Raw genomic sequence first — 17,103 nt, forward strand, 5'->3', positions numbered from 1 at the left:
GAATCCATTCAGATTCTCCCTTTTGTCATTGATTTGATGGTATTACATGTTCTGTGTAATGCCGCTGTATACGATACCGCGCGAAGCGTCCAGTGTAATGGTTGTACCGCTCTTTAGAATCTCAGTCGCATTGCTTGCGCCTGTAATCACCGGTTTATCCAGCGCAAGGCCAACAATTGCGGCGTGTGAATTGGAGCCACCCTGTTCAGTAATGATGCCGGTCGCGGATTTGATCAGAGAAAGAATGGCGTTACTCGTCTGCGGAATGACCAGAATATCGCCGGTTTTATAGGTGGTCAGTGCTTCTTCCTCACTCTTGCAGACGCACACGTTGCCGCAGGCAATGTTTTTGGTAATGCCCATGCCGGAAAGCAGCACATCACCGACAAGCTGTACCTTCAACAAATTGGTGGTGCCGGAGATGCCGAGCGGGACACCTGCCGTGATAACGGTCAGGTCGCCATTTTTGACCAGACCCTGCTGGCGCGCGACGTCGACCACGTGGTTAAACAGTTCATCCGTATTGTCTTTCTCGTCCACCATGATCGGGATTACGCCCCAGGAAAGATTCATCTGACGCAGGACAGTCGGATCGGTCGTGCCGCTGATGATCGGGCAGTTGGGGCGGTATTTGGAGATCATGCGCGCGGTTTTACCGGATTTGGAAACGGTCATAATGGCGACTGCTCCCAGATCGTGCGCCGTTGTGACGGTCGCGTGAGAGATCGCAGAGGTGACATTGGGCTGTTCCGCGACATCGCGCTTGGCAAAACGGCCCTTGTAATCGATGTCTTTTTCCGTACGTTCCGCGATGGTTGCCATGGTCTTTAAAGAGAGGATGGGATATTTACCCGCTGCTGTCTCGCCGGAAAGCATGATCGCACTGGTGCCGTCGTAAATGGCGTTCGCAACGTCCGTGGTTTCCGCACGGGTTGGGCGGGGATTTTTCATCATGGAATCCAGCATCTGTGTGGCGGTGATCACCTGCAGGCCTGCATTGTAGCCCTTTTTAATCAGCTTCTTCTGTAGGACCGGAATTTCTTCCAACGGAATTTCCACGCCGAGATCGCCGCGGGCGACCATGATGCCGTCGGAGACACGCAGGATTTCATCGATGTTTTCCACACCGTCGGAGTTTTCAATTTTTGCGATAATGCGGATTTTATGGCAGTTATGTTTTTCCAGTTCCGCACGAAGGTCAAGGATATCCTGAGCAGTGCGGGTAAACGACGCGGCGATAAAATCAAAATCGTTTTCCACGCCGAATGCGATGTCCTCCTTGTCCTTCTCACTGATGAACGGAAGGGTCAGCTGCACGCCGGGGACATTGATGCCCTTGTGGGAGGAAATGACGCCGCCGTTGACGATGGTGCAGAGGATGTCGGTTTCCGTGCAGGACTCCACGCGGAGTTCAATCAGGCCGTCGTCAATGAGGATGCGGGAACCGATGCTGACTTCTTGCGGGAGGCGGGGAAAGGTAATGCTGGTAATGGTTTCATCGCCTTCTACCTCTCTGGTGGTGAGAGTAAAAGCTTTTCCGGCTTCCAGAGTGACTTTAGATGTTGCGAAGGTTCCGGTGCGGATTTCCGGGCCCTTTGTATCCAGCAGCAGCGCGATCGGAAGGCCCAGCTCTTCGCGCAGCCGTTTCACCTTGTCGATGCGTACTTTCTGTTCCGCGTTGGTCTGGTGAGAAAAATTCAGGCGGGCAACGTCCATGCCGGCGAGCATCAGCTCTTTTAAAACGGATTCGTCGTCTGTCGCAGGACCGAGTGTACAAATGATTTTTGTTTTTCTCATAATTAAGACCCCATCCTTAAAATTGTTTATGAATCTTTGGATAATATTAAAAATTTCTTCAGTATATAGTATACCGTATCCTTTGTTAAGAAGTAAACAAGAAAATCAGGGAAAAAGCCTGCATCCAGCGTTTTCCATTTTGCATACAAGGACGGGTCTGTTTGTTGAAAAATTTCGTGTTTCGCGATACAATAGGAAACAAGTTTTATTTCATCAAATACATATGTCCGCCGGCGCGGCATATCCATAATAATAAGGATATCAGAAAAAGGAGCTGAAGGAATGCGCAGGGATAAAACAGAGAGAGTTGTGAAAACGCGTCCAAGCTGGAAGAAGGCGGATCAGGTACATAAGATTAAAGTTGTCATGACATTTGTAGCGGTTGCTTTGTGCATCTCTGTTGCAGCGGGCGCTATTCTGGCATGGGTGGAAATCAAGCATCCCTTTGACCCGGTGAGCAGCGCCCCGCCGGCCTCTTCCAGACTGGTTTCTTCCGCAAGGGAAGAACTGCCGGTTTATGATAACGCGTTCAGCCTGGTGGTCGTCAATCCTGCCCAGCCGTTACAATCAGATTTTACCGTCAATCTGAAAGAGTATGAGAGATTCTCCTTTGAAGAACGCATCTTGCCCGCACTCGAACGCATGATGGAGGCGGCGCAGACGGACGGGTGCGCGTTGCAAATTGCAGGCGGGTATATCTCCGCAGAGGAACAGAATGCTCTGTATGACCAACTGGTGCAGGAATTGACACAAAATCAGGGATACAGCAAAGTCCGCGCGGAGGATAAGGCGCAGAATACGATTGGCCGCGGAGGCTATAATGAATACCAAACCGGCATGCTGGTGCGGTTTTCCGCGGAAGGGGAAACAAACTTTTCCGCTTCCGCAGAATACCGCTGGCTGGTGAAAAACGGTGTGGAATACGGATTTATCCTGCGGTATCCGGATAATAAGACCGGCGTTACAGGTATGGAATCCGACCCCTCCTGCTTCCGGTATGTGGGTCGGGAAAACGCGATGAAAATGCGCGAATATTCCATGTGCCTGGAGGAGTACGCACAGTACATCCGTAAACAATCCAGTTAGCATTTTGACGGTTTTCAGGCAGTTATGGTCCTTTTTCAGCGAAATGGAAATTAATATACAATAGCTCTTGCAATTTTAGTCGTTCTGTGTTAAAATTCAAACGTTAGGTTGCAGTTTGGCTGAAAGAGGTGACAACAGATGAAGGAAAAGATCCATCCCCAGTATAAAGAGACGACCATTAAATGCGCTTGCGGCAATGTGATCGAGACCAGATCCACAAGAGAAGACATCCGCGTTGAAATATGCTCCAAATGCCATCCGTTCTTTACCGGTAAGCAGAAGCTGGTTGATACGAGCGGCCGTGTCGATATGTTTAAGAAGCGTTATGGTCTTCAGGACAAAAAATAATCAGGTTTTTTATTTGAACAAACTTTGGCGGCGCAATGGATGTTGCGTCGCCTTCTGTTTTATAACACAGGCGTTCTGGCGGCGCGCCGGACGCCGGGATACCGGAGGGCGCTATGACGGAATATAAAACGGTGCTCAACCGCGCCAGCGGGGAATTTACAGAGCGCAGATCCCGCTTTATCGGCCATGCCATGCCCGTAAAGACGGAAGAGGAAGCGGTTGCCTTTATAAATGAGCTGAAGGCAAAGTATTGGGACGCCTCACACAATGTATATGCCTATACTTTGCGGAATGGGCAGGTGAAACGGTATTCCGACGACGGGGAGCCGCAAGGGACCGCGGGGATTCCCACTTTGGACGTTTTGCTGAAATCCGGCGTCACCGATACGGTGGTTGTGGTAACGCGTTATTTTGGTGGTGTGTTGCTCGGCGCCGGGGGCTTGGTACGCGCGTACTCGCACGGTGCGTCCCTTGCACTGGAGCAGGCGGAGATAGTCACCATGCGGGAATGCCTGCTGGCAGAACTGTCCTGCGATTACAACCAGTATGGCCGGCTGCAGGCGCTGGTGCCGGAATGCGGCGGTGTGGTGGACGATGCACAGTTTACGGATCAGGTGAAGATTTGCTTTCACATAACAGGGGAAGAACTGGAACGTCTTCAGCCGCGTTTGGCGGATGCAACCTGCGGGACTGTCACTGTGACAAAAATTGGTAAAAAATTTTTTAGAGTTTTTTAAAAATTTTGCAGGAAAACCGTATAAAGTTGCGTATATAATACATGGAAGCGCCTTTTAGATCGACCGTTAATAGGAAGAGGGTGTGTAACCATGACCGTGAGAGAACGGACACAAACCATTGAAGAGCAGATTTTATCGCCCTATGCGGCGTTCTCCCGCAATACCCAGGGAAGGGACGTGCCGGAGGAGGAGTGCGACCTGCGGACGCCCTACCAGAGGGACCGGGATCGGATTATTCATTGTAAGTCCTTTCGCAGATTGAAGCGGAAGACGCAGGTGTTTCTCTCTCCGGAGGGGGATCACTACCGTACGCGTCTGACACATACGTTGGAGGTGGCGCAGATTGCGCGCACCATTGCGCGGGCGCTGCTATTGAACGAGGATTTGACGGAGGCCATCTCTCTGGGGCACGACCTGGGACACACGCCCTTTGGACATGCGGGAGAACGGGCGCTCAATGAGATTATGCCGGAGGGATTCCGGCACTATGAGCAAAGCGTACGCATTGTAGAAAAGCTGGAAAAAGGCGGGCAGGGTTTGAACCTGACGAAGGAAGTGCGTGACGGAATTCTTTGCCACACCAGAGGCAGAGAGGCGCAGACGCTGGAAGGCCGCATTGTTCGTTACGCGGACCGCATCGCCTACATTAACCACGACATCGATGATGCGGAACGGGCGGGTGTGCTGAAGGAAAGCGACCTTCCCAAAGAAATTACGGATTTGCTGGGAAACAGGAAGTCCGTACGGATCAACAGTTTGGTGCGCGCCATTGTGGAGAACAGCCAAAGTGGCGTCATTCAAATGGATCCGGAGCATCAACAGGCGTTCGACCAGCTGAACGATTTTATGTATGAGCGGGTTTATTTTAACCCGTATGCCAAAGGGGAGGAAAAGAAGGTTCCGGGGCTGATTGAGATTTTGTTCACCTATCTCAGGAATCCGGATCATCTGCCGCCCGATGTGCGCTGGATTGCGGAGCAGGAGGGCCGAGAGCGGGCCGCCTGCGACTATATCGCAGGGATGACGGACCACTTCGCAATTCAGCTGTTCAGAGAGATTTATATTCCCAAGGCCTGGAACATTTAATACGAAACTCTGATGAAAAGCGTGAATAGAATGGAGATGGATTTTTTCGCCAGACAAGGAGGACGACGCGTGTGGGCTGACGCCCGGCGAGGAAGAGGACGCTGGTTGGTGGAAAAAGGCTCACCATCATATTATGATCTTCATTAGAATTTAGTATAAGTACCGGCCGCGAATCGGAGGAATTGCCATGCCTTTGCCGGAGTTATTTTTGCAGGAGTTGAAAATGCGGAGCGACATCGTCGATGTCGTTTCGTCCTATGTTTCCCTGCGGCGCAGCGGCAGGAACATGGTGGGGCTCTGCCCATTTCACAATGAAAAAACGCCGTCATTCAACGTTTATCCGGAGAACGGATCGTTCTATTGCTTTGGCTGCGGAGCGGGGGGCGACGTCATCACGTTTATCCGCCGCATCGAAAACCTGGATTATATGGAGGCGATCCGCCTGCTTGCCCAGCGTGCGGGCATACCGGTACCGGAGAACCATGTGGACGACGGAATGGCAAAGCTTCGCACCCGAATCTATGAAATTAACCGGGAGGCAGCACGCTTCTATCATGCGATGCTGTTGTCGGAGCAGGGCGGACCGGGGCTTTCCTATCTGACAGGCCGGGGCCTGTCCATGAAAACGATCAAGCATTTTGGTCTGGGTTATTCGCCGTCCGCCCGTTTTGCGCTGACCGATTACCTTCAAAAAAAGGGATATGCATCGGAAGAAATTATTGCGGCGAACGTCGCGTTCAAGGGCCGGAATGGCGGGACGGTCGACCGATTTTACGACCGGGTGATGTATCCGATCATCGACCTGCGCGGGAATGTCATTGCCTTTGGCGGCCGTGTGCTCAGCGACGCAAAGCCCAAATATCTGAACACCTCGGATACGCTGGTATTCCGTAAAAGCGACGCATTGTTTGCCTTGAATTTTGCCAAGAATCACGGCGGCGAACAGCTCATTTTAGCGGAGGGCTACATGGATGTCATCTCCCTGCACCAGGCGGGGTTTGCCAATGCCGTTGCCACGCTGGGTACCGCACTGACCGTTGAGCAGGCGCGGCTGATGGCGCGGTACGCGAAAGAAGTTGTCATCTGCTATGACGCCGACGAAGCGGGGCAAAAGGCGACTGCGCGCGCGATCCCCATCCTAAGAGATGCGGGAATTCTGGTCAAGGTGCTGAAAATTGTGGGAGGAAAGGACCCGGACGAATACATACGCTCGTACGGCGAACAGGGTCCGGTCCGGTTTAAGCAGCTTCTGGATTCCTGCGGAAACGATGTGGAGTACCGGCTCTCCAAAATCCGCAGCACCTGCAATCTGGAGAGTGCCGACGGGCGCGTCGCTTATCTGACGGGCGCGGCGGAATTGCTTGCCACGCTGGACAGCCGGATGGAACAGGAGATCTATGCCGGGAGGCTGGCGGAAGAAATCGGCGTAGACCGGTCTTCTATTATGATGCAGGTGGACAAGAACAGCCGGAAGCGGCAAAAACAACGCCAGCAGAAACAGTTTAAAACGTTTCAGCAGCAGACGGTCGGCGTCGGAGACAGCATCAATCCGGAAAAAGTCAAGCATTTGCGCGCCGCAAGCGCGGAAGAGGCGCTGATTGCGTATATTACGAAATATCCGGATCATGCTAAAGAGGTCGTACGCCGTTTGCCGCCTGAAAAATTTACCACTTCTTTCAATCGCCGCGTATATCAGGCAATCGTGGAGAAAATGATGGATGGCAAGGACTACGGGCTGACGGAGATTTCCGGAGAATTCTCCGTGGATGAAATAGGTGCGATTGCCCGGATTTTTGCAAAATACAACGACGTATCCGCCACCAGGGAGGATGCGGACGAATATATAGAAGTGATCGAACAGGAGCACGCTAAAATAAACATGGAAGATGTCGCTTCGGTTCCAACGCAGAGTATTGAACAATACCTCGCGGACTTGAAGTCGAAGAAGAAATAGGGGGACGTACACATGGGAGCAGCAGCAACACCGGATAAAAAAACAGTCATCAAAGACTTGATTGAGCAGGGAAAAGCGAAAGGCCAACTCTCCACCAAGGAGATTCTGGACGCCATCGGCGAGCTCGATTTTGAACCGGAGCAGATCGAAAAATTCTATGATACGCTGGAAGCACAGGGCGTTGAAATTATTGAAGACTTTGCCGACGTTCCTCTGGAAGAGATTGAGTTTACCACGGAGACCACGGAGGACGAAAATCTGGAGTCGGCTCTGAGCACCGAGGGCATCGCAATCGACGACCCGGTCAAGGTCTATCTGAAGGAGATTGGCCGTGTGCCGCTGCTTTCTCCCGAAGAGGAGATCGATCTTGCAATCCGCATAAACGAAGGGGACGAGCGGGCAAAAAAGCGCCTGTCAGAAGCCAACCTGCGTCTGGTTGTCAGCATTGCAAAGCGTTATCTGGGCCGCGGCATGCAGTTTTTGGACCTGATCCAGGAGGGCAACTTGGGCCTGATTAAAGCGGTCGAAAAATTTGACTACACAAAGGGATTTAAATTTTCCACCTATGCAACTTGGTGGATTCGCCAGGCGATCACCCGCGCCATCGCGGATCAGGCGCGTACGATCCGAATTCCGGTGCACATGGTGGAAACCATTAATAAAGTAAAAAAGGTTTCCAGCCAGCTGCTGCACACAAACGGCCACGAGCCCAGCGCGGAAGACATTTCCGCAGAGCTGGATATGCCGGTCGATAAGGTGCGGGAGATCATGCGCGTGGCGCAGGAGCCGGTTTCGCTGGAAACGCCGATCGGTGAGGAAGAGGACAGCCATTTGGGAGATTTCATTCCCGACGATGATGCGCCCGCGCCGCAGGACGCCGCTTCCCACACGCTCCTGAAAGAGCAGCTGGCGGACGTTCTGGATACGCTGACGCCCAGAGAAGAAAAGGTGCTCAGCCTCCGGTTTGGACTGGAGGACGGGCGGTCACGCACGCTGGAGGAAGTTGGCAAGGAGTTCAACGTTACCCGCGAGCGCATCCGCCAGATCGAGGCAAAGGCGCTGCGCAAACTGCGCCATCCAAGCCGCAGCAAGAAGCTGAAAGATTTTTTGGACTAGGAGGGATTCTATGCATATGACGCTGGAGGCGGACTATGCGGTCCGTATTGTGGAGCGGCTGGCGGTTTCCGAAGAAAAAGTCGATGCGCGCACCATTGCGGAAGACACGCATGTGCCCCTGCGTTTTGCGTTAAAGATCCTGCGCAAGCTGGTCGCCGACGATATTATTGTTTCCTATAAGGGCGCGCATGGCGGGTATATGCTGGCGCATCCCGCGGGGGAGATCACTCTGCGGCAGGTCATCGAGTCCGTGGAGGGACCGTACCGGATCAGCCGGTGCCAGTGCGAGGAGTATTGCTGCTCGCATACGACAAGCTGCCGGTTTCACCAGATTTACGATGAGGTTTCCGCCGTTGTGCGGGATAAGCTGGATTCCTACACCTTTGCCTGCGAAGAGGGGAAGGATAAGCCCGCCCAATAAATGTTCTTTACATAATGAGAAAGCTCCCGGACGTTTGCCGCGGTTCAACCGCAGGCGTCCGGGAGCTTTTTTGCAAAAATTTCAAATGAACCGAATCATAAACATACAACCGTATACGAAAAAACGGACAGTAAAGGGTTCCGCGTGGAAAACTTCGCACGACAGAGACCGGCTTATTTCGGCAGAAAAGAAACTTTTTTGTGCCAGAATCTGGCATTTGTACACAGAATTTATCGTTGAAAATAGGATGCATCATAAAAAAATAAAAAAGTCAAGGTAAAAACAAAAATTACCTTGACAAACACTATATATTGTTATAAAATAATAAACTGCATCATCATGGAAACATATACTCATGTCTATTTTTGTATATAATATCACAACTCCGCGAAAAAGGCAAGAGTTTCTCACGAAAGCCGGGAAATCGGTGATTAGGCAAAGTGATAATGTTTCATTTATGCCACAGGATGGTAAATATTTGAATGGAGTGATTGAGCCAATGGTGAATGTCAAACCGGTACAGGTCGGCAAAAATGTCCGTATGAGCTTTTCGCGCATTGACGAAGTTCTGGATATGCCAAATCTGATCGAGGTTCAGAAGAATTCCTATCAATGGTTTCTGAACGAGGGCCTCAAGGAAGTGTTTAAGGACGTTTCCGGTATTACAGATTACACGGGCAATCTGGTTTTGGACTTTGTTGATTACAAGCTGGACGTCGACAAGCCGAACTATAGCGTGGAAGAGTGCAAAGAGCGCGACGCCACCTATGCGGCTGCACTGCGGGTGACTGCCCGGCTTTTGAATAAGGAAAGCGGGGAAATCAAGGAATCCGAAGTATTCATGGGCGACTTCCCGCTAATGACGGCCAGCGGCACCTTTGTAATCAACGGTGCGGAGCGCGTCATTGTTTCCCAGTTGGTTCGTTCTCCCGGCGTTTATTATAAAATGGAATACGATAAGACCGGTAAGGAGCTGTTCAGCGCCACCGTCATTCCGAACCGCGGTGCGTGGCTGGAATATGAGAACGACGCGAACGATGTATTCTATGTCCGCATCGATAAGAACCGCAAGCTGCCCATCACGGTCTTCATCCGTGCGCTGGGGCTGGGTTCCGACGAGGAGATCCGTGAGTATTTCGGGGACGACGACCGCATCAACGCGACCATCGAGAAGGACCCGTGTAAAAACATTGAAGAGGCGCTGTTTGAGGTATATCGCAAGCTGCGTCCGAGTGAGCCGCCCACCATCGAGAGTGCGCAGACACACATTAACGGCCTGTTCTTTGACGCACGCCGGTATGATCTGTCCCGTGTGGGCCGCTATAAATACAATAAGAAGCTGAATCTTGCAGGCCGCATCACCGGCCAGCAGCTGACCCGCCCGATCATCAACCCGCTGACCGGTGAGCTGATGGCGGAAGAGGGCCAAATTGTTTCTCACGACCTCGCGCGGGAAATTGACGACGCGGGCGTCACCATCGCCTATGTCATGGTTAACGAGCGCGAAGTGAAGGTCATTTCCAACGGCATGGTGGATTTGAACCAGTTTGTATCCTTCGACGTGCAGGAGGAATGCGGCATCAACGAGCGCGTCCGCTTCTCCGTGCTGGCGGAAATCCTCAACACCTGCGATGGCGAAGAGGAGCTCAAGGAAGCGATCCGCACCAGAAAAGACGAGCTGATCCCCAAGCACATCATCATCGACGATATTTTTTCTTCCATCAACTATATGAACTGCCTGGCCGTGGGCCTCGGCACCATTGACGATATCGACCATTTGGGCAACCGCCGCATCCGTTCCGTCGGAGAGCTGCTGCAGAACCAGTTCCGTATTGGTTTTTCCCGTTTGGAGCGCGTTATTCGTGAAAGAATGACGCTGCAGGCACAGGACCTGGAGGTCCTGACGCCGCACTCCCTGATCAATATTCGTCCGGTGGTGGCCGCCATTAAGGAATTCTTTGGTTCCTCGCCGCTGTCCCAGTTTATGGACCAGACAAACCCGCTGGCGGAGCTGACGCACAAGCGCCGTCTTTCCGCTTTGGGGCCGGGCGGTCTTTCCAGAGACCGCGCTGGATTTGAGGTCCGTGACGTTCACTACAGCCACTATGGCCGCATGTGTCCAATTGAAACGCCGGAAGGTCCGAACATCGGTCTGATCTCCTATCTGGCAACCTTTGCACGGATCAACCAATACGGCTTTATTGAAGCGCCGTTCCGCCGTGTGGATAAAGAAACCGGCATCGTGACGGGTGAAGTCGTCTATATGACGGCGGATATGGAAGACGAATACATTGTGGCGCAGGCGAATGAACCGCTCGATGAAGACGGCCGTTTCCGCAATGCGAAGGTCAACGCCCGTTACCGCGACGAGTTCGTGGAGGTTGAGCGGGAGAACGCGGACTTCATGGACGTTTCTCCGCGAATGGTTGTTTCCGTTGCGACGGCGATGATCCCCTTCCTGGAAAACGACGACGCGAACCGTGCGCTGATGGGTTCCAACATGCAGCGGCAGGCGGTGCCGCTGCTCAAAACACAGTCTCCGATTGTCGGTACCGGTATGGAATATAAGGCGGGCGTCGATTCCGGCGTCTGTGTCATTGCAAAACGCGCAGGTGTGGTCCGCAGTGTCAGTGCGGACGAGGTGCGCGTCACCGCCGACAACGGCGAGGTGGATGTTTACCACATTATCAAATTTATGCGTTCCAACCAGGGAACATGTGTCAATCAGGTTCCGGTGGTCGATGTCGGCGACCGTATCCAGGCGGGTTCCGTCATTGCGGACGGCCCGGCCACCAAGGACGGCGAGATCAGCCTTGGCAAAAATGCCCTGATCGGCTTTATGACCTGGGAAGGCTACAACTACGAAGACGCGGTTTTGATCAATGAGAAGATCGTCCGCGACGACGTTTATACCTCCATCCACATCGAGGAATACGAGACCGAAGCGCGCGATACAAAGCTTGGTCCGGAAGAAATTACCCGTGATATCCCGAACGTCAACGAGGACCTGCTCCGCGATCTTGACGAGAGCGGCATTATCCGCGTGGGCGCGGAGGTTCGCGCGGGCGATATTCTGGTTGGCAAGGTCACCCCGAAGGGGGAGACGGAGCTGACCGCGGAAGAACGCCTGCTGCGCGCGATCTTCGGTGAAAAGGCCCGTGAGGTCCGCGATACCTCCCTGCGCGTGCCGCACGGCGAATACGGTATTGTGGTGGACGTCAAGGTGTTTACCCGGGAGAACAGCCACGACGAGCTGAGCCCCGGCGTCAACAAGGTGGTACGTTGCTACATCGCCCAGAAGAGAAAGATCTCCGTCGGTGATAAAATGGCGGGCCGCCATGGAAACAAGGGCGTCGTGTCCCGCATCCTGCCGGAAGAGGATATGCCTTTCCTGCCGGACGGCACACCGCTGGACATTGTGCTGAACCCGCTGGGCGTTCCGTCCCGTATGAACATCGGGCAGGTTTTGGAAGTCCATCTGGGCATGGCCGCGAAGGCGCTGGGCTGGAAGATTATGACGCCGGTTTTTGACGGCGCGCATGAAGACGACATCCGCGCGTGCTTTAAGCAGGCCGGTATGCGTGAGGACGGCAAAATCATGCTGAAAGACGGCCGTACCGGCGAGTATTTTGACAATCCGGTCACCGTTGGCTATATGTATTACCTCAAGCTGCATCACTTGGTAGACGATAAGATCCACGCGCGTTCCACCGGACCGTATTCCCTGGTCACCCAGCAGCCGTTGGGTGGTAAGGCGCAGTTCGGCGGGCAGCGTTTTGGTGAAATGGAAGTTTGGGCGCTGGAAGCGTACGGCGCCGCGTATACCCTTCAGGAAATTCTGACCGTCAAGTCCGACGACGTCGTTGGACGTGTGAAGACGTATGAAGCAATTGTCAAGGGCCAGAATATCCCCAAGCCGGGTGTTCCGGAATCCTTTAAGGTTTTGATTAAAGAATTGCAGTCCTTGGGCCTCGATGTCAAGGTGCTGGATAAGAACGATGAAGAGATCGACCTCAAGCAGAACTTTGATGAGGACGACGACATCGGATTTACACCGTCTGACGATCTGTTTGACGAGCCGAGCGTCGCGGAAGGCGATCTGGAAGGCTACAGTATGGAAGAAGGCCAGGAGGAAGACGATCTGTTTGGCACCGAATCGGAAGAAACAGCCGATGACGGAGCGGAAATTGATGATCTTTTTGTGAAGGAGGAACCCTTAGATATTTCTTCTGATGGGGACGACGAGCTGGAATAAATTGAAGGGGGTTACAATATGGAATTTAACGTATTTGAATCTATAAAAATCGGACTGGCTTCGCCGGATAAGATCCGGGAATGGTCGCATGGCGAGGTCAAGAAACCGGAGACGATCAACTACCGTACCCTGAAACCGGAACGCGACGGCCTCTTCTGCGAGCGCATCTTTGGCCCGCAGAAGGACTGGGAGTGCCACTGCGGAAAATATAAAAGAATCCGTTACAAGGGCAAAATCTGCGACCGCTGCGGCGTAGAAGTCACCAGGGCAAAGGTCCGCCGCGAGCGTATGGGCCATATTGAGCTCGCCGCGCCGGTTTCCCACATCTGGTATTTTAAAGGAATTCCCTCCAGGATGGGTTTGATTCTGGATATTTCCCCCCGCATGCTGGAAAAGATTCTGTATTTTGCCATGTACATTGTTACGGACCCCGGCGATGTGCGTGAGCTGCAGAAGAAGCAGATGCTGAGCGAAAAAGAATACCGTGATCTGCGCGAGAAATATGAGGACGACTTCGAAGCCAGCATGGGCGCTGAGGCGATAAAAAAGCTGTTGGAGGAGATCGACCTCGAAAAGGAATCCGAAGAGCTGAAGGATGAACTGGTCAATGCTTCCGGACAGAAGCGTGTCCGCATCCTCAAGCGTCTGGAGGTTGTGGAGGCATTCCGTCTCTCCGGCAACCGCCCGGAGTGGATGATTCTGGATGTTGTCCCGGTCATTCCGCCGGACATCCGTCCGATGGTCCAGTTGGACGGCGGTCGGTTCGCCACCTCCGACTTGAACGATTTGTACCGCCGTGTGATCAACCGCAACAACCGTCTGAAGAGGCTGTTGGAGTTGGGGGCGCCGGATATCATCGTTCGTAACGAGAAGCGCATGCTGCAGGAAGCGGTCGATGCGCTGATCGACAATGGCCGCCGCGGCCGCCCGGTTACCGGACCGAACAACCGTCCGTTGAAGTCTCTTTCTGATATGCTTAAGGGTAAGCAGGGCCGTTTCCGTCAGAACCTGCTGGGCAAGCGCGTCGACTATTCCGGTCGTTCCGTTATCGTCGTCGGTCCGGAACTCAAGATGTACCAGTGCGGCCTGCCGAAGGAAATGGCGCTGGAGCTGTTCAAGCCCTTTGTCATGAAGCGTCTGGTGGAAACCGGCGCGGCGGGCAACATTAAAGCGGCCAGAAAAGCAGTAGAGAGAGCGAAACCAGAGGTTTGGGACGCGCTCGAAATTGTGATCAAAAACCATCCGGTTCTGCTCAACCGCGCGCCGACCCTGCACAGACTGGGCATCCAGGCCTTTGAGCCGGTGCTGGTGGAGGGCCGCGCTTTGAAGCTGCATCCGCTGGCCTGTACCGCTTACAATGCGGACTTCGACGGCGACCAGATGGCGGTTCACGTGCCGCTTTCCTCCGAGGCGCAGGCGGAAGCCCGCTTCCTGATGCTTGCTGCTGGCAATCTGCTCAAGCCGTCCGATGGACGCCCGGTTACCGTTCCGACGCAGGACATGGTTCTGGGTTCCTATTACCTGACGTTGGATAAAGACGGCGAGATGGGCGAAGGCAAGGTTTTCAAGGATTTTGACGAGGCGATCCTGGCATATGAATCCAAGACGGTCAGCCTGCATGCGAAAATTAAGGTGCGGCGCACCATGGAAATCGACGGGAAGATGGTCAGCAAGCTGGTTAATACCACGGTTGGCCGCATGATCTTCAACCGCCCGATCCCGCAGGACCTCGGCTTTGTGGACCGCTCCAATCCGGAGACGGCGTTTGATTTTGAAATTGATTTCCTGGCTGGCAAGAAGCAGCTTGGAAAGATCATTGATAAGTGCATCAAGACCCATGGCGTTCCGAAAACCTCTGAGGTGTTGGATGCAATAAAGGCGCAGGGCTATAAATATTCCACAAAGAGCGCCATCACCGTCGCGGTTTGCGACGCGACCATTCCACCGCAAAAGAAAGAGATCATTGCCGGCGCGGAAGAGCGGATTGATATGATCACCGAGCAATATAAAAACGGTTTGCTTTCCAATGGCGAGCGTTACAACGCCGTGCTGAAGACCTGGGAGAAGGCGACGAACGACGTTACCAGCGCCCTGCAAAAGGGCCTTGACCGTTACAATCCCATCTTTATGATGGCGGATTCCGGCGCGCGTGGTTCCATGAGCCAGATTCGTCAGCTTGCCGGTATGCGTGGACTGATTGCAAACACCTCTGGTAAGACGATTGAAATCCCGATCCGTGCGAACTATCGTGAAGGCCTGAACATTTTGGAATACTTTATTTCTTCCCGCGGCGCCCGTAAAGGCTTGGCCGATACCGCGCTGCGTACGGCGGACTCCGGTTACCTGACCCGCCGCTTGGTCGATGTTTCGCAGGATGTGATCATCCGCGAGGACGACTGCGGCGCCACAGACGGCCTGGTGGTCTTTGATATCCGTGAGGGCAAAGAGGCCATCGAGTCCCTGCACGAACGCCTGATTGGCCGTTATTTGGTAGAAGACTTTGTCGATCCGGAAACGGGCGCGGTTCTGGTTTCCAAGGATAAAATGATGACGGACGACGACGCGGATATCATTGTTGGCCACGGCGTGGAGCGCATCAAGATTCGTTCCATCCTGAATTGCCGTGCGCGCCACGGCGTCTGCAAGAAGTGCTACGGTGCGAACCTGGCGAACGGTCAGCCGGTCACTGTCGGCGAGGCGGTCGGTATCATTGCGGCGCAGTCCATCGGTGAGCCGGGTACACAGCTGACAATGAGAACGTTCCACACCGGCGGTGTCGCGAGTGCCGAGGATATCACACAGGGTCTTCCGCGTGTTGAAGAACTTTTTGAAGGACGTAAGCCGAAGCATCTGGCGATCCTGAGCGAGATTGGCGGAAAAGTTTCCTTTGAGGAGATCAAAAAGAATAAACATGCGGTAGTCACCGATTCGGAGACAGGGGAGAGCAAATCTTATCTGATTCCGTTTGGTTCCCGCCTGATCGTCAATGAAGGCGATGTTATCCCGGCAGGTACCCGTATTACGGAAGGCTCCGTCAACCCGCACGATGTGCTTGCCATCAGCGGCACACATGCGGTACAGGATTACCTGATTCAGGAAGTCCAGCGCGTTTACCGGATGCAGGGCGTTGACATCAACGACAAGCACATCGAGGTCATTGTGCGCCAGATGATGAAGAAGGTCAAGGTGGAAGAGGCGGGCGACACCACACTGCTGCCCAGCTCCCTGGTGGAAAAATCTGAGTTTGAGTACGAGAACCAGAAAATCCGCGACCGAATCGCCGCTGGCGAAACGGAACTGCAGGAAGCCACCTGCTCTCCGACATTGCTGGGTATCACCAAGGCTTCCCTGGCGACCGATTCCTTCCTGTCCGCGGCTTCCTTCCAGGAAACAACCCGCGTACTGACCGACGCCGCCATTAAGGGCAAGGTCGATCCGCTGCTTGGCCTGAAAGAAAACGTCATCATCGGCAAGCTGGTTCCGGCCGGCACGGGTATGAAATGCTACAGCGACGTGGAGATTGAACCCACGAATGAGGACTTGACAAACGAGGCTATTTAGCGTTATAATAACCAATTGTAGCGATTGAGCAGGCAATATTCTCCATAATGTCTGAGATTGCATGTAAAATGCATAAAATATGGGGAACATCGCCTTGGGATTCGGCGGATTTTGCCGGACAATTGCGAAAGTTGAAAAGCGTTTATCCTGTCCCGAGGAGAAATTTCGGGACAGGATAAAATTGTGTTCAAATCTTTTTTTGATGTTTAGCGGTATTCCGCTTGACATATATTACTTCTATAGTGAGGAGGTGTCGTATGCCAACATTTAACCAGTTAGTTCATACTGGCCGTGAGGTAAGCGAAAAGAAAGCAAAGGCTCCTGCGCTTTTGAAAGGCTGGAACTCCAAGAAGCGTGTTCCGATCGATCAGGATTCTCCGCAGAAGCGCGGTGTTTGTACCGCTGTTAAGACTGCCACCCCGAAGAAGCCGAACTCTGCTCTGAGAAAGATCGCAAGAGTCAGGCTCTCCAACGGAATCGAAGTCAGCGCTTACATCCCCGGCGTCGGTCACAACCTGCAGGAGCATAGCGTTGTTATGATCCGCGGCGGCCGTGTTAAGGACCTTCCTGGTGTCCGTTACCATATTATCCGTGGTACGCTGGACGCGCAGGGCGTTGCAAAACGTATGCAGGCCCGTTCCAAGTATGGCGCTAAACGTCCGAAGGCAGGAAAAAAATAAGGTAGTTTCAATTTGACAGAGACCGAACGGCTGCAAAAATGCAGCGGCGTTTTAGATATAGA

At 53.2% G+C, this 17,103-nt stretch carries 11 protein-coding genes; 10 read left to right on the plus strand and 1 reads right to left on the minus strand.

Going from position 1 to position 17,103, the window contains the following annotated elements; all coding sequences use genetic code 11:
* Positions 1-42: 42 nt before the first annotated feature.
* A complete protein-coding gene (gene pyk, locus BN2106_RS07165; RefSeq protein WP_050697886.1) occupies positions 43-1,797 on the minus strand; it encodes a pyruvate kinase in 1,755 nt (584 codons plus the stop codon).
* 282 nt (positions 1,798-2,079) lie between these two features.
* Between pyk and BN2106_RS07175 the strand changes: the two genes are divergently transcribed.
* The 10 genes from BN2106_RS07175 to rpsL all read left to right on the plus strand — a co-directional run bounded on the left by BN2106_RS07175 (position 2,080) and on the right by rpsL (position 17,041).
* On the plus strand, positions 2,080-2,883 hold the full coding sequence (locus tag BN2106_RS07175) for a M15 family metallopeptidase (RefSeq protein ID WP_050697888.1): 804 nt from the start codon (positions 2,080-2,082) through the stop codon (positions 2,881-2,883).
* A gap of 138 nt (positions 2,884-3,021) precedes the next feature.
* On the plus strand, positions 3,022-3,231 hold the full coding sequence (gene rpmE, locus BN2106_RS07180) for a 50S ribosomal protein L31 (RefSeq protein ID WP_050697889.1): 210 nt from the start codon (positions 3,022-3,024) through the stop codon (positions 3,229-3,231).
* A 113-nt stretch (positions 3,232-3,344) separates the two neighbouring features.
* On the plus strand, positions 3,345-3,968 hold the full coding sequence (locus BN2106_RS07185) for a YigZ family protein (protein WP_050697890.1): 624 nt from the start codon (positions 3,345-3,347) through the stop codon (positions 3,966-3,968).
* Positions 3,969-4,058: 90 nt separating this feature from the next.
* Complete coding sequence (locus BN2106_RS07190) at positions 4,059-5,054, plus strand: deoxyguanosinetriphosphate triphosphohydrolase (protein ID WP_050697891.1); 996 nt, start codon at positions 4,059-4,061, stop codon at positions 5,052-5,054.
* A gap of 187 nt (positions 5,055-5,241) precedes the next feature.
* Complete coding sequence (dnaG, locus tag BN2106_RS07195; RefSeq protein WP_050697892.1) at positions 5,242-7,008, plus strand: DNA primase; 1,767 nt, start codon at positions 5,242-5,244, stop codon at positions 7,006-7,008.
* A gap of 12 nt (positions 7,009-7,020) precedes the next feature.
* Positions 7,021-8,124: an RNA polymerase sigma factor RpoD gene (gene rpoD / locus BN2106_RS07200; protein WP_050697893.1), complete on the plus strand. Its 1,104-nt coding sequence runs from the start codon at positions 7,021-7,023 to the stop codon at positions 8,122-8,124.
* 10 nt (positions 8,125-8,134) lie between these two features.
* Complete coding sequence (locus tag BN2106_RS07205) at positions 8,135-8,545, plus strand: RrF2 family transcriptional regulator (protein WP_050697894.1); 411 nt, start codon at positions 8,135-8,137, stop codon at positions 8,543-8,545.
* 499 nt (positions 8,546-9,044) lie between these two features.
* Positions 9,045-12,800 (plus strand): DNA-directed RNA polymerase subunit beta, encoded by a 3,756-nt coding sequence (rpoB, locus tag BN2106_RS07210; protein WP_050697895.1) that lies wholly within the window; start codon positions 9,045-9,047, stop codon positions 12,798-12,800.
* A gap of 18 nt (positions 12,801-12,818) precedes the next feature.
* On the plus strand, positions 12,819-16,361 hold the full coding sequence (gene rpoC / locus BN2106_RS07215; protein ID WP_050697896.1) for a DNA-directed RNA polymerase subunit beta': 3,543 nt from the start codon (positions 12,819-12,821) through the stop codon (positions 16,359-16,361).
* Between the two features lie 257 nt (positions 16,362-16,618).
* A complete protein-coding gene (gene rpsL / locus BN2106_RS07220; protein WP_050697897.1) occupies positions 16,619-17,041 on the plus strand; it encodes a 30S ribosomal protein S12 in 423 nt (140 codons plus the stop codon).
* Positions 17,042-17,103: the final 62 nt, after the last annotated feature.

Origin of the sequence: Anaeromassilibacillus senegalensis (assembly GCF_001261775.1) — a bacterium.
GTDB classification, from domain to species: domain Bacteria; phylum Bacillota; class Clostridia; order Oscillospirales; family Acutalibacteraceae; genus Anaeromassilibacillus; species Anaeromassilibacillus senegalensis.

Coding starts and splice junctions, on each gene's coding strand:
- rpoC (WP_050697896.1), top strand. CDS start 12,819: ATGGAATTTAACGTATTTGAATCTATAAAAATCGGACTGGCTTCGCCG.
- pyk (WP_050697886.1), bottom strand. CDS start 1,797: ATGAGAAAAACAAAAATCATTTGTACACTCGGTCCTGCGACAGACGAC.
- BN2106_RS07185 (WP_050697890.1), top strand. CDS start 3,345: ATGACGGAATATAAAACGGTGCTCAACCGCGCCAGCGGGGAATTTACA.
- rpmE (WP_050697889.1), top strand. CDS start 3,022: ATGAAGGAAAAGATCCATCCCCAGTATAAAGAGACGACCATTAAATGC.
- BN2106_RS07205 (WP_050697894.1), top strand. CDS start 8,135: ATGCATATGACGCTGGAGGCGGACTATGCGGTCCGTATTGTGGAGCGG.
- BN2106_RS07175 (WP_050697888.1), top strand. CDS start 2,080: ATGCGCAGGGATAAAACAGAGAGAGTTGTGAAAACGCGTCCAAGCTGG.
- rpsL (WP_050697897.1), top strand. CDS start 16,619: ATGCCAACATTTAACCAGTTAGTTCATACTGGCCGTGAGGTAAGCGAA.
- rpoD (WP_050697893.1), top strand. CDS start 7,021: ATGGGAGCAGCAGCAACACCGGATAAAAAAACAGTCATCAAAGACTTG.
- rpoB (WP_050697895.1), top strand. CDS start 9,045: ATGGTGAATGTCAAACCGGTACAGGTCGGCAAAAATGTCCGTATGAGC.
- dnaG (WP_050697892.1), top strand. CDS start 5,242: ATGCCTTTGCCGGAGTTATTTTTGCAGGAGTTGAAAATGCGGAGCGAC.
- BN2106_RS07190 (WP_050697891.1), top strand. CDS start 4,059: ATGACCGTGAGAGAACGGACACAAACCATTGAAGAGCAGATTTTATCG.